The sequence below is a fragment of the Methylobacterium sp. Gmos3 genome, assembly GCF_056430985.1.
On sequence record NZ_JBWJYL010000001.1, the window covers coordinates 674,635 to 687,780 of the forward strand.

Here is a 13,146-nt window from a genome sequence, read left to right on the forward strand (position 1 = left end):
ACACAGTTTCGTGATTGCCTCTCTGGACTATGGGCGTATCAAGTGAAGCTCGGCATCGGATCCAAACTCCACCTCATGACCGTCGCCGCGTTGCTCGGCATCCTGGCGGTGTCCGGCACCGGCCTGTGGAGCCTGAAGGGGCAGGTCGAGCGCGGGCGGATGGTCAAGACCCATGACCTCACCGACGCGGCCTGGGGCGTGGTCGCCTATTTCGAGGGCGAGGAGCGGGCCGGGCGGCTCACCCGCGAGCAGGCGCAGGGCGCCGCGATCAAGGCGGTGAAGGCGCTCCGCTACGACGGCAAAGAGTACTTCTGGATCAACGACATGCAGCCGCGCATGATCGCCCATCCGATGAAGCCGGACCTGGAGGGCCGCGACCTCGGCGAGATGAAGGACCCGACCGGCAAGCGCCTGTTCTCGGATTTCGTCGCCATCGTGAAGCAGAAGGGCGAGGGCTTCTCCGACTACATGTGGCCGAAGCCCGGCGCCGACGCCCCCGTGCCGAAGATCTCCTACGTGCGCGGCTTCGCCCCCTGGGGCTGGGTGATCGGCACCGGCATCTACGCCGACGACACCGCCGCGATCCTGCGCGAGGCGGCGTTCGCGGACGGCCTCGGCATCCTCGTGGCCATCGCCCTGATCGGCCTCGTCGCCACCCTGATCGGCCGCTCGGTGACGCGGCCCCTGCGCGCGCTCGACGCCGCCATGCGCCGCCTCGCGGCGGGCGACACGCAGGCCGCCATCCCGGCGCGGGAGCGGAGGGACGAGATCGGCGCCATGGCCGGGGCGGTGCAGGTGTTCAAGGAGGCGCTCATCGCTAAGCAGGCGGCGGATACGCATCTCGCCGCCGCCTCCGACGGCAGCGCCCGCCGGGCCGCGACCCTCGACGGGCTGACCCGCCGGTTCGAGGGGCAGGTCGGCGCCCTCAGCCGCGACCTCGCGGGGGCGGCGACGCAGCTGGAGGCCACCGCCGGCATCATGACCGCCAACGCCGCGCGCACCACCGAGCGCTCGGCCGTCGTCGCGGACCAGGCGCGGGAGACCACGGGCAACGTCCAGGCCGCCGCCGCCGCGACGGAGGAGATGTCGGCCTCCGTGCAGGAGATCGCCGGGCAGGTGCAGCGCACCTCCGAGATCGCCGTGCGCGCGACGGAGAGCGCCCGGGCCGGCGAGGCCACGGTGCGCTCCCTGGCGCAGGGCACCGAGCGGATCGGCGACGTCGTCGCCCTCATCGCCTCCATCGCCGCGCAGACCAACCTGCTGGCGCTGAACGCGACCATCGAGGCCGCCCGCGCGGGCGAGGCGGGCCGCGGCTTCGCGGTGGTCGCGGCGGAGGTGAAGGCGCTCGCCGGCCAGACCGCGAAGGCCACCGAGGAGATCTCCGGCCAGATCGGCCGCATCCAGGGGGCGACCGGCGAGGCGGTCGGCGCCATCGGCGAGATCGGCCAGACCGTCGAGGAGATGCGGGCGATCGCGGTCGGCGTCGCCGCCGCGATGGAGGAGCAGAGCGCGGCGATCCAGGAGATCGTCCGCAGCGTCGCGAGCGCAGCGGGCGGCGCGCAGGCGGTCTCGGTCGAGATCGCCGACGTGCGCGCGGGCGCCGACGAGACCGGCCAAGCCTCGCAGCACGTCCTCACCGCCGCCCGCGACCTGTCGCGGGGATCGGAAGACCTCGAACGGGCGGTGCGGGATTTCCTGGCACAGGTGAAGGCCGCCTGACCGGGGTTTCGAAAGGGCAAGCCCCTTCGTGGGTGCAGGGCCAAGCCCTGCGGCGGCTCCAGGGGCCTCGCCCTGGAGCCCACCGAAGGACCCCGCCCTTTGGATCCCGTTACTCCGCGAACCCCGCCACGATCCGGGAGAATTCCGGGGTGCGCAGGTAGCCGTAGGACTTGTGGGTGTTCTCGTGCCCGTCCGGAGCGCGGTAGGCGTTGATCACCGGCACGTCGCGGATGCGCACCCCCGATTCGTTCGGCGCGAAGGCTGCGGCCAGATCCTCGCCCACGGTGGCGATGTCGTGGCGGTCCATCAGGTTCATCCAGGCCGCCACCGCGCGGGGGACGCTGAGGTCGCCGTGCTCCGCCTCGAGCTTGAGGCGCACCTCCGCCAACCCGAAGGGCGAGCCGAGGGTGACGAGGGTCACGGGACCGGCCACCGAACCGTCGCGCTCGGCCAGCCGCAGCACGTCGTAGGCGATCAGCCCGCCCATGGAATGGGCCGCCAGCAGCAGCGGGCCTTGCCCGTGGCGGCCGAGCGCCTCGCGCAGCCGGGCGCGGGCGGCGTCCCGGAAGGCGTCGTCGTCATGGTAGCCCCAGAGGTCGTCGAGGCGGTATTCGAGGATCACGTCGTCCACGGGCGTGAGGCCGACCGCCTCCTGCAGGCTAGCGAGACCCCGGTAGATCCGGTCGGTCACGGTCGCCTCGCGGCGCGCTGGCTCCCCGGCGGGGGAGGGGAACGGCCCGAGGCCGAGATCCGGCGCGTAGGGCTCGCGGTTGTCTCCCTCGCGCAGGGGGTCGGGGTAGCGCAGGTCCGCCCAGTAGACGAAATCGAGGGAGACCGGGTCGTCGCGGCCGAGGTTGCGGCGCAGGCCCTCGCGGATCGCGTCGGTCCACCAGCCCGCCTTCTCCTCGCGGGGCGGCTTGTTGGCGAGGCCGTGAATTCCGACGATGGTCTTGGTGATGCCCGCCTCCCACGGTCGTGCCGCAGGAGGGACAATCTAGACCGGATTGTCGCAGCCGCGACTGCGACACAAATCCCAGGCGACTCAGTCGAACAGGCTGGAAACGCTCGACTCGGTGGCCGTCCGGCCGATCGCCTCGCCGAGCAGCGGCGCGATCGACATCACCCGGATGTTGCGGGCGAGCTTCACGGCCTGGGTCGGCTGGATCGAATCGGTGATGACCAGCTCCTTCATCCGCGAGGCGGCGATGCGCGAGACCGCGCCGCCCGAGAGCACCCCGTGGGTGATGTAGGCCGACACGTCCTTGGCGCCGGCGTTGAGCAGGGCCTCGGCGGCGTTCACCAGGGTGCCGCCGGAATCGACGATGTCGTCCACGAGGATGCAGGACCGGCCGCGCACGTCGCCGATGATGTTCATCACCTCGGATTCGCCGGGCCGCTCGCGGCGCTTGTCCACGATGGCCAGCGGCGCGTCGATGCGCTTGGCGACCACGCGGGCGCGGACCACGCCGCCCACGTCGGGCGAGACCACCATCCGGTCCTCGGGGGGCATCCGCTCCTTGATGTCGCGCACCATGACGGGGGCGGCGAACAGGTTGTCGGTGGGGATGTCGAAGAAGCCCTGGATCTGGCCGGCGTGGAGATCGAGGGTGAGCACCCGGTCGGCGCCCGCCTCGGTGATGAGGTTGGCCACGAGCTTGGCCGAGATCGGGGTGCGGCCGGAGGTGCGCCGGTCCTGCCGGGCGTAGCCGAAATAGGGAATCACCGCCGTGATGCGCCGCGCCGACGACCGGCGCGCGGCGTCGATCATGATCAGCAGCTCCATCAGGTGGTCGTTCGCCGGGAAGGAGGTCGACTGGACGATGAACACGTCCTCGCCGCGGACATTCTCCTGCAGCTCGACGAAGATCTCCATGTCGGCGAAGCGCCGGACCATGCACTTGGCCAGCGGCAGTTCGAGATAGGCGGCGATGGCCTCGGCCAAGGGCCGGCTCGCGTTGCCGGCGATGATCTTGATCGAGGATTTCATGCTGTCCCGCCCGTACGCGGCCCGCGCACCCTGCACGGCCGCGGCGTCCGCCCCACGGGTACCGGGGCAGATCCATGACGGGTGAGGCTCATATCAGCGGGGACCAAGTGTCACAATGCCTCCGTCACAATGCGTTCATGCCCCCGCCGCACGGACGGGTCAGACCGGCTGCGGCTCGAGCAGGCGATGCAGGTGCACCACGAAGTAGCGGGTCTGGGCGCTGTCCACCGTGGCCTGCGCCTTGGCGCGCCACGCCGCCTGGGCGGAGGCGTAGTCCGGATAGATCCCGACGATGTCGAGGCCCTTCACGTCGCGGAAGCGGACTCCGTCGAGATTCTCGAGCTCGCCGCCGAACACGAGGTGGAGCCGCTGGTCGCTCTCGATCGTCGTGGCCATGATCTCTCCTCTCGCCAGCCCCTGGACGAAGGCCGATTCGGGGCGATGCGGCGCGCCGGGGTGTTGCACTGCGGTCGCAGACGGCGCCGGGAGCGTCAAGCCTCGCGGGGGCAGGCTATGCTAGGATCGCGTGCATGAGCCGTTCGCACCCGCTCCCGATCCTCCTCCTCGCCGCGCTGCTGGCCCCCTGGCCGGCTTCGGCCCAGCAGGGCCTTCGCCTGAAGCCCGGAGAGAAGGCCCAGGCCGAGAAGGCGGCGCGGACACCCGCCGCGCCGGTCATCGCCTGCCCCTCCGTCGCCAATTACCGGATGCTGATGCAGGCCGGCCCCGCCGCCGCCGCCGCGACGCTCGGCGATCCCAAGGCCGATCATCTCGGCTGCGCCGCGCTGCCGCGCAACAGGATCGGCGCCGTGGTCGACAAGGTGACGCTCGCCGGGCGCACCTACGATTGCGCGGCCGTGAAGGACACCACCACCTGCCACTGGGTCGAGGCGGGGATGCTGCCCGGGGCCGGGGCCGAGGGCTGGCGCTGAGATGTCTACCCGCGTCCTTGCCCAGGCTTCAGGCGGTCCGGGGCGAAGGGCAGCGAATGGATCGGCCGATTCATCGGTCACGCCTTTGTGAACGATCCCGTCCGACGAGGGCCCTTCATCCGATCGAGACGCTGGTCAGCACGTCGGCCGCTCGCTTCACCTCGGCAGCCATGATCTCCTCGCTGGGGCTATCCAGCGGAAGCTCGGCGAGGATCAGGGCGACGTCACGCTTCACATCCTCCCGGACCTCGGGGTTCTCCTCGGACAGGCGGCCGATCAGGACACCGAGCACGATCTCCATCGCCGACATTTTCGCGTGCAGGCGGGTGAAGTCGTCGAGGGGCTCGGGATCGTTGGTGTTCATGCGTCGCTCCGTGGCGCTGGTCCGACCGCTGCGGCCCGAAGCCTGGATTAGGGGCTGGACTCGCTCCGCACCAGACGCCGCGCAGGAGGCCGGAGACGATCTGCCGGTCGTCCTTGCGCGCGGGTCAGGTTGGCCCGTGCGCCTGAACGGTTCGATCACCGCCCCATGCTCATCCGAGCGCCAAGACAGGTTCCGTATCGCTTCCTCCAAGACGACAACGGCCGCCTAGGGCGGCTACCGATCATAGTGAGGCGGCCCCATCCACTCACCTCATCCTGAGGTGCCCGCGTCAGCGGGCCTCGAAGGAGGGCTCCAGCCTGCCGCGCGATCCCTGGAGCCCTCCTTCGAGGCCGCCGCTTCGCGACGGCACCTCAGGATGAGGGCATGATCTGGAGAAGGCTGGCTGAACCGACTCGTTCGGGTGCAGCTTTAGCGCGTTTTCGGGAAAACCCGGATCATGCTGCGCCTCCTGTCTTTGCGAGCGAAGCGAAGCAATCCAGGGATCCGCCACATCCGTTCAGGTCCCGCTGCCCTGGATTGCTTCGCTGTCGCTCGCAAAGACGGTGAAGCAGGTGATCCGGATCAAACCGAAACCGCTCTAGAAGCACACCCGGCGAACGACGCAAGGGCACGGCTCGGCTCATAGCCTGAAGTCCATCTAAAGCGCTTGGATCCAGGTTTGCAGCGTCGTTCCGGTTTCCCCACGCACACGATGTCCATGCGTGGCACCGACATCACGTGGAACGATGCCGTATTTCGACTTGAATGCCTTCGAGAAGGCCTTGAGCGTATCATATCCGCAACTATACGCCACTTCGGAAACCCTCTTCCGTGGCCCTCCTTCCAATCCCGATAGCATCCGCATCGCCCAAGCGAGGCGACGATTGCGGACATACGTCATCACCCCCCCTTCCTCTTCGAAAATTTCATAGATCGGGGTTCGCGACACGCCGAATTCCGTTCGCAACACCTCAACATCGAGGTCGTTGCGCGCCAAGTTCGCCTCGATGAAACGCCTGATTTCGATCGAGAGGATCTTCGGCGTTTCCCTGCTGACGCGATCCAACGATCCCAAGACGGCATTGACAGCCGATATTATTCCATCAGCCAAATGCTTCTCTTGCAATTCATCGATTTGCTCGATGCACGCGTGAGTATTACGCACCTGATCGGCCAAGAGTTTGACCAGCGGTTTTTCGCTCGAACCGATGACGAGCTGATGAAAACCGGACACATCACCAAGTCGACGGTCGACATAGCGACGTGGAATGAACACGTTCAGCCCACGCATTCCGAAAGACCGCAACTGATACTGCTGGGACATATCCGAAATTCGGATCGATCCAAGGGGAACGGGGCGCTCCCCCTCCATGTCCAAGAGAGACGATCTCCCGGACGTGTGGAGACTGAGCACCAAGTGATCAACACCCTGGCTGGCGATCTGGTACGGCGTCCGCTCGAACACTTGAGCAGGCGCGACGACCTCATTGAGAATGAGCCCGCCGATCCGCCACGAGTGAAACCGGGCGAAGCGGGGCACCGGGACATCAGGATGCATCGTCGGCCGGGCGACCGTCGAGACAGCCTGCGTCCACGCTTCGACGCGGTCGCGCTCGTCGTCAATCTCGTCAAACCTGGGATCGATGCAATCCAGCATGCCGCGCTCGTTGGGGCCACCCTAGGTTGGGGCACGCCCTCGATACTTCAAGCTACATCGGCGATATATTTGCGAGATGCTGACAAACAGGGAGTTAGTACGAAAGTAGACACAAAACGGACGCCAGTAGACATAATCTAGACAGGTAAAAGCAAATAATTACAGCGCTTTAAACCTGGGAAGCCGACCCTTGGAGCGTCTTCACGAAAGACGCCTCACCCAAAAAGGGATCGCGCTCATGTCTTCCGCCATCACTCTTTCCGCCGCGAGCCGCCAGAACCTGCTTTCCCTGCAGGATACGGCGAACCTGCTCTCGACCACCCAGAACCGCCTCTCGACCGGCAAGAAGGTCAATTCGGCCCTCGACAACCCGGTCAACTACTTCACCAGCCAGGCTCTCGATTCCCGTTCGTCGTCGCTCTCGACCTTGCTCGACGGCATCTCGAACGGAATCCAGGTGATCCAGGCCGCCAATCAGGGCATCACGAGCGTCCAGAAGCTCACCGACCAGCTGACCTCACTGAGTCAGCAGGCTCTCGCCTCGTCGAGCGCCTTCACGTCGAAGGCGACCGCGGTCTCGACCGTGGCCGGCACCGCGACGAACGCGAACATCCTGGGCGGCACCCCCGTCGCTGCGACGACGCAGGGCACGACCGTCACCGGTCTCGCGACGGGTTCTGCGCTCAACGTGGCGGCCGGCGGTGGCTTCGCTGTCGGTGACAGCATCACGATCAACGGCACGACGATTTCCGTGACGACGGCCTCGACCGGCCAGTCGGATGCCACGCACATCAAGGCCGACGACACGATCGATAACCTCCTGACCAAGTTGGGTGCCGCGATCGGTTCGGGAGGCTCGGCCACGTTGGCCAGCAACAAGGTCACCCTGACCGCGGGCGATACCGCAACCAGTATCGCCCTCAGCGGCTCGTCGGGCGCGCTCGCCAAGATCGGCCTGACCGCAGCGACGACTGCTCCGACCAACCCGACGGCGCTGAGCGGTGCTCTGACCGTCACCGTCGGCTCCGGCGCCAATGCCCAGGTCTCCAACGTGACCTTCGGCACCGGCACCGGTCAGGTCAGCACCCTCGCCGGGCTGAATGCGATCCTGAACGCCAATGGCGCCTCGGCCAACGTCGACAGCAACGGCAAGCTCAACATCACCACCAGCAACGAGAACGGCACGAAGGCCATCGCTCTCACCGGCGCTGCCGCCACCAGCTTCGGAACGGCTTCCTCGGCCGTCATTGGCGGCGATGGCCTGACCGCCCGCAACTCGCTGGTCACGCAGTACAATGCCCTGCTGAGCCAGATCGATCAGCAGGCCAAGGACGCCAGCTACAACGGTGTCAACCTTCTGAACGGCGACAACCTGAAGGTCGTGTTCAACGAGAAGAATACGTCGTCGTTGAACATCCAGGGAACTGCGGTCACCTCGGCCGGACTCGGACTGAATGCGATCGGCAGCACCGACTTCCAGGACGCGACCTCGATCAACGCGGTGCTCGCCAACGTGAACAGCGCCGTGTCGCAGCTCAAGTCACAGGCTTCGGCCTACGGCTCCAATCTGTCGGTCGTGCAGAACCGCCAGGACTTCACCAAGAACATCGTCAATATTCTCGACACCGGTTCGGCGAACTTGACGAATGCCGACATGAACGAGGAGGCTGCCAACTCTCAAGCCCTCTCGACCCGCAACTCGCTGGGCATTTCGGCGCTGTCGCTCGCCAATCAGGCGCAGCAGGGCATCCTTCAGCTGCTTCGCTAATCAGCTGGACACTTCGCGTGAGCGGCCGGGCGCAACCCGGCCGCTCAACGAAGCTGATGATCGTTTCAGCGACGATTACCTTCGATAGATTTTTAGTATCAGAGGCCGTCATGGGCGCGTTGCATCTGAAATATCCCGTTGCCGAGTCGCATTCCCCGTGCATGGCACTCCATGCGCTTCTGGAAAATGCCCTGCAGCAGGGCGATCACGATCCATATTGCGATGATATCGTCCAAATCGCGAATGCGATGATGGAATGCACAAAGACTTTCGGCATATTCTTCGTTGTTCTTGACGAACGCTTGGAGCAACGCGACTACGTTGGCGCGCTACAGGTTGGCGTCGCCTTGGTTCAACACGAAGCTTTGCTGTTGGATATCATGGCGGACAAGGCCGTCCCGCACGCGTCTTCCCTGAACTGAAGCAGCGATGCCGAGCCTGTCCTGGCTCGGATGAGCATGGGGCGGTGATCGAGCCGCTCGTGCCCAGGGGCCGACCTGGACCCGGGCGCAGGGACGACCGGCAGATCTTCTTCGGCCTTCCGCACGGTCTCGCCTCGGGCTGTCCCTGACGCATCGTCCTTCGACACGCTCAGGATGAGGGCGAGCTTCGACCGCATTGTGCGGGTTGCAGCGACAGGTGGAGTGGCGGAAGCGGATGGGAATCGAACCCACCGTACGCTGTTGGCGTACCGCTGGTTTTGAAGACCAGGAGGGCCACCAGACCCCGTTCGCCTCCGTCGACCGGCCTATGCGCCGGCTCACCGTCGGTCAAGGATCGGCGGGGGGCGGCGTCAGTCGGACGCAGGCGCGGGCCACGGCCTGAGAGACGGCGCAAGACCTATCGCACGGTGCCGGATTCGTATTAATTCCGCCACACTGTTGTGGCCCTGCACCAGTCATGCCTTTCCTCTCCCGCTCCGGGAGCGCCGCCTCCGGCCCCGATGCGGGCGGGTCCGGCCCCGCTCCAGACCCGGCCGGCCTCCTGGCGCAGACGGACGCGCCGCTCGCCGAATCCCTGCGTCCGGGGCCGAGGGGTCCGGGCTGGATCGGCGCGGCGGTGGTCGTCACGGCGCTGGTCTGCGCGCTGACCACCTTCCTGATCCTGGCGGGCGTGATCCGGGTGACCCCGACCCCGACCTACGGGATCACCCTGCTCGCCATCAACGTCACCCTGGTGCTCGGGCTCGTGGTGGTCATCGCCTGGGAGGCGCGGGTCTTCCTGCATGCCCGCCGGGCGAACGCCGCCGTCGCGCGGCTGCATTCGCGCATCGTCGGCCTGTTCTCGCTGATCGCGATCCTGCCGACGATCCTGCTCGCGGTGGTCGCCTCGGTGACCATCGACCGGGGCCTGTCGCTCGGCTTCACCGACCGGGTGCGCGACGTGGTGCTGAAATCCGTGGAGGTGGCCGACGCCTACCAGGAGAACCAGTGCCAGTCCCTGGCGCGGGAGATCCGCATCCTCAACGACGACCTCACCCGCGCCCGGCCGAACTTCGACGTGAACCGGGCGTGGTTCGAGACCTTCCTGACCACGCGGGCGACGAATCTCGGCCTGCCCGTGGCGCAGATCATGCGCGGGCCGACCGACGTGGTGGCCCGCGCCAACATCGACGTGCTCAAGCAGGTGCGCCTGCCCTCGGCCGCCGCCTTCGAGGACGCGGGCAAGTCGGGCGACCCGATCTGCCTGCTGCCGACGGAGGGCCGGGTCTTCGCCGCCCTCCTGCGGATGCCGGCCTACGACGACGCGGTGCTGATGGTGCAACGGGAGGTGAACCCGCTCGCCATCGAGTTCCCCGGCGTGTCGCGGGCGGCGGCGGCGGAGTACCTGACCTACGATTCCCTGCGCCGCTCCATCCAGATCACCTTCGCCGTGGTCTTCGTGCTGATCGCGCTGATCGCGCTGCTCTCGGCGGTGTGGTTCGGGCTGAACTTCGCCAACCGCTTCGTGGCCCCGATCCGGCGGCTCATCAACGCCGCCGACCAAGTGGCCTCGGGCAATTTCTACGCCCAGGTGCCCACGAAGAAGACCAGCGGCGATCTGGCCAGCCTCGGCGAGAGCTTCAACAAGATGACCCAGGAGCTGCGCCGCCAGCATGCCGGGCTGATGGCCGCCAACGACCTGATCGACGCCCGCCGGCGCTTCACCGAGGCGGTGCTGTCGGGCGTCTCCCCCGGCGTGATCGGCCTCGACGCGGGGGGCTTCGTCACCATCGCCAACCCCGCCGCCGAGCGGATGCTCGACCTCGGCAGCGACCGGCTGGTGGGCCAGCCGCTGGGCGTCGCGGTGCCGGAACTCGCCCCGGTGCTGGCCGAGGGCGAGGCCCGCCAGCGGGCGGTGCAGCAGCAGATCCAGCTCACCCGCACCCGGGGCGAGCGCAAGGAGGAGCGCACCGTCACGGTGCGCGTCACCGGCGAGCAGGCGCCGGGCGGGGCGCGGGGCGCGGTGGTGACGCTCGACGACATCACCGACCTCGTCCAGGCGCAGCGCACCTCCGCCTGGGGCGACGTCGCCCGGCGCATCGCCCACGAGATCAAGAACCCGCTCACCCCGATCCAGCTCTCGGCGGAGCGCATCCGGCGCAAGTACGGCAAGGTCATCCTCACCGACCGGGAGGTGTTCGACCAGTGCACGGCGACGATCGTGCGCCAGGTGGACGAGATCAAGCGCATGGTCGACGAGTTCTCGGCCTTCGCGCGGATGCCCAAGCCCGCCATCGCCCCCAACGATCTCACCGAGATCGCCAAGCAGAACCTCTTCATGATGCGTGTGGCGCACCCGGACATCGACTTCGCCTTCTCCGCCGAGGGCGGCGCGGGCGCGTCGGAAAAGATCGTGGCGGCCTTCGACATCCGGCTCCTCAGCCAGGTGATCACCAACATCCTCAAGAACGCCGTCGAGGCGGTGGCCGAGGTGCCCCCCGACGTGCTCGGCAAGGGCAAGATCGCCCTGGGGCTCGCCGTCGAGGACGGGTTCGCGGTGATCACGGTGACGGATAACGGGAAAGGTTTCCCCGCCGAGGGGCGCCAGCGGCTGTTGGAGCCCTACATGACCACCCGCGAGGGCGGCACGGGGCTCGGGCTTGCCATCGTCAGCAAGGTGCTCGAGGAGCACGGCGGCGGCATCGCCCTCAACGACAACCCCGCCGGTCGCGGCGGGCAGGTGCGGATGCGGGTACCGCGTGAAGCCGGTCCCGAGCGGCCACCGACCACGGCAGAGGAGAAGGGCGCCGCATCGACGGCCCCCCGGATCGCGGAGATGCAGGCATGAGCGCCGATATTCTGATCGTCGACGACGAGGCCGACATCCGCGACCTCGTCGCCGGCATCCTGGACGACGAGGGCCATCGCTGCCGCACGGCGGGCGGTTCGGACGAGGCGCTGAGCGCCATCGAATCGCGGCGCCCGCACCTCGTCTTCCTCGACATCTGGCTACAGGGCTCGCGCCTCGACGGGCTGCAGGTGCTGGACCTGATCAAGGCCGCCCATCCCGACCTGCCGGTGGTGATGATCTCCGGCCACGGCAACATCGAGACCGCCGTCTCGGCCATCAAGGCGGGCGCCTACGACTTCATCGAGAAGCCGTTCAAGGCCGACCGGCTGATCCTCGTGGCCGAGCGGGCGCTGGAGGCCTCCCGCCTGCGGCGCGAGGTGCGCGACCTCAAGGCCCGTTCCGGCTCGGCCGACCAGATCGTCGGCGGGTCGCTGGCCATCAACCAGCTGCGCCAGACCCTGGAGCGCGTCGCCCCCACCAACGCGCGGGTGATGATCACCGGGGCGCTGGGCGCGGGCAAGGAACTCGCCGCGCGGACCCTGCACCGGGCCTCGGCGCGGGCCAACGGACCGTTCGTGCTGCTCAACGCCGCCACCATCCTCCCCGAGACGATGGAGGCCGAGCTGTTCGGCGTCGAGGGCGAGAACGGCCGCCGGGTCGGCGCCCTGGAGGAAGCCCATGGCGGCACGCTCTACCTCGACGAGGTGGCGGACATGCCCCGCGAGACGCAAGGCCGGATCCTGCGCGTCCTCGTGGACCAGAACTTCCAGCGGGTCGGTGGGACGACGCGGGTCCATGTGGATGTCCGCATCATCTCCTCCTCCTCCCGCGACCTGCAGGAGGAGATCGCGGCGGGCCGCTTCCGCGAGGATCTGTTCCACCGCCTCTCGGTGGTGCCGATCCGCGTGCCGGCCCTGTCCGAGCGGCGCGAGGACGTGCCGGAGTTGATCCGCTTCTTCATGGACAACATCTCGGGCCAGACCGGCCTGCCCAAGCGCGTCATCGCCGAGGACGCGATGGCGGTGCTGCAATCGCACAACTGGCCGGGCAACGTCCGCCAGCTGAAGAACAACGTCGAACGGCTGATGATCCTCACCCAGGCCGACCCGGAGCAGGAGGTCACCTCCGAGATGCTCCCCTCCGAGATCGGCGCCCTGGTGCCCACCACCCCGGCCGGCGCGGGGGGCGAGAAGCTGATGAGCCTGGCGCTGCGCGAGGCCCGCGAGATCTTCGAGCGCGAGTATCTGGTGGCGCAGATCGCCCGGTTCTCGGGCAACATCTCGCGCACCGCGGAATTCATCGGGATGGAGCGCTCGGCCCTTCACCGGAAGCTGAAGTCGCTGGGGATCGGGCCGTAACGGCCGCGGACGATAAAGCCGCCGCCGTTCCGTCACGCTCCGGGCGGAACGGCCCTTGCTTCGGTTCACGCTTTGGAATGCAAATGCTTTA

At 67.7% G+C, this 13,146-nt stretch carries 11 protein-coding genes and 1 tRNA gene; 6 read left to right on the forward strand and 6 right to left on the reverse strand.

The window, feature by feature from the left end:
* Positions 1–75 precede the first annotated feature (75 nt).
* Positions 76–1,719, forward strand: a complete 1,644-nt coding sequence (locus ACS5Q7_RS03255) for a methyl-accepting chemotaxis protein (protein WP_478337965.1) — start codon at positions 76–78, stop codon at positions 1,717–1,719.
* Positions 1,720–1,828: 109 nt separating this feature from the next.
* Here ACS5Q7_RS03255 and ACS5Q7_RS03260 read toward each other — a convergent pair whose 3' ends face one another.
* The 3 genes from ACS5Q7_RS03260 to ACS5Q7_RS03270 form a co-directional block, all read right to left on the reverse strand.
* Entirely contained in the window at positions 1,829–2,410 is a 582-nt protein-coding gene (locus ACS5Q7_RS03260) for a lipase family protein (RefSeq protein WP_478337966.1), read from the reverse strand.
* 351 nt (positions 2,411–2,761) lie between these two features.
* Complete coding sequence (locus ACS5Q7_RS03265; RefSeq protein WP_478337967.1) at positions 2,762–3,706, reverse strand: ribose-phosphate pyrophosphokinase; 945 nt, start codon at positions 3,704–3,706, stop codon at positions 2,762–2,764.
* Positions 3,707–3,865: 159 nt separating this feature from the next.
* Entirely contained in the window at positions 3,866–4,102 is a 237-nt protein-coding gene (locus ACS5Q7_RS03270) for a DUF4170 domain-containing protein (RefSeq protein ID WP_478337968.1), read from the reverse strand.
* A gap of 134 nt (positions 4,103–4,236) precedes the next feature.
* Here ACS5Q7_RS03270 and ACS5Q7_RS03275 point away from each other — a divergent pair, with 134 nt between their 5' ends.
* Positions 4,237–4,635 (forward strand): hypothetical protein, encoded by a 399-nt coding sequence (locus ACS5Q7_RS03275; RefSeq protein ID WP_478337969.1) that lies wholly within the window; start codon positions 4,237–4,239, stop codon positions 4,633–4,635.
* A 115-nt stretch (positions 4,636–4,750) separates the two neighbouring features.
* On the opposite strand, the gene ACS5Q7_RS03280 is transcribed toward ACS5Q7_RS03275, so the two are convergent.
* Together ACS5Q7_RS03280 and ACS5Q7_RS03285 are read right to left on the reverse strand one after the other, a co-directional pair.
* Positions 4,751–4,999, reverse strand: a complete 249-nt coding sequence (locus tag ACS5Q7_RS03280) for a hypothetical protein (protein ID WP_478337970.1) — start codon at positions 4,997–4,999, stop codon at positions 4,751–4,753.
* A gap of 658 nt (positions 5,000–5,657) precedes the next feature.
* Positions 5,658–6,656, reverse strand: a complete 999-nt coding sequence (locus tag ACS5Q7_RS03285; RefSeq protein ID WP_478337971.1) for a helix-turn-helix domain-containing protein — start codon at positions 6,654–6,656, stop codon at positions 5,658–5,660.
* A 238-nt stretch (positions 6,657–6,894) separates the two neighbouring features.
* Between ACS5Q7_RS03285 and ACS5Q7_RS03290 the strand changes: the two genes are divergently transcribed.
* Positions 6,895–8,424 (forward strand): flagellin N-terminal helical domain-containing protein, encoded by a 1,530-nt coding sequence (locus tag ACS5Q7_RS03290; RefSeq protein ID WP_478337972.1) that lies wholly within the window; start codon positions 6,895–6,897, stop codon positions 8,422–8,424.
* A 17-nt stretch (positions 8,425–8,441) separates the two neighbouring features.
* Positions 8,442–8,846, forward strand: coding sequence for a hypothetical protein (locus tag ACS5Q7_RS03295; protein ID WP_478337973.1), 405 nt, complete (start codon positions 8,442–8,444; stop codon positions 8,844–8,846).
* A 223-nt stretch (positions 8,847–9,069) separates the two neighbouring features.
* On the opposite strand, the gene ACS5Q7_RS03300 is transcribed toward ACS5Q7_RS03295, so the two are convergent.
* Positions 9,070–9,162: transfer RNA gene (locus ACS5Q7_RS03300), tRNA-Sec, on the reverse strand.
* A 162-nt stretch (positions 9,163–9,324) separates the two neighbouring features.
* Between ACS5Q7_RS03300 and ACS5Q7_RS03305 the strand changes: the two genes are divergently transcribed.
* Positions 9,325–11,694: a sensor histidine kinase NtrY-like gene (locus ACS5Q7_RS03305; RefSeq protein ID WP_478337974.1), complete on the forward strand. Its 2,370-nt coding sequence runs from the start codon at positions 9,325–9,327 to the stop codon at positions 11,692–11,694.
* Entirely contained in the window at positions 11,691–13,055 is a 1,365-nt protein-coding gene (gene ntrX / locus ACS5Q7_RS03310) for a nitrogen assimilation response regulator NtrX (RefSeq protein ID WP_478337975.1), read from the forward strand. Before ACS5Q7_RS03305 ends, ntrX begins: the two co-directional genes overlap by 4 nt.
* The last annotated feature ends 91 nt before the right edge of the window (positions 13,056–13,146 follow it).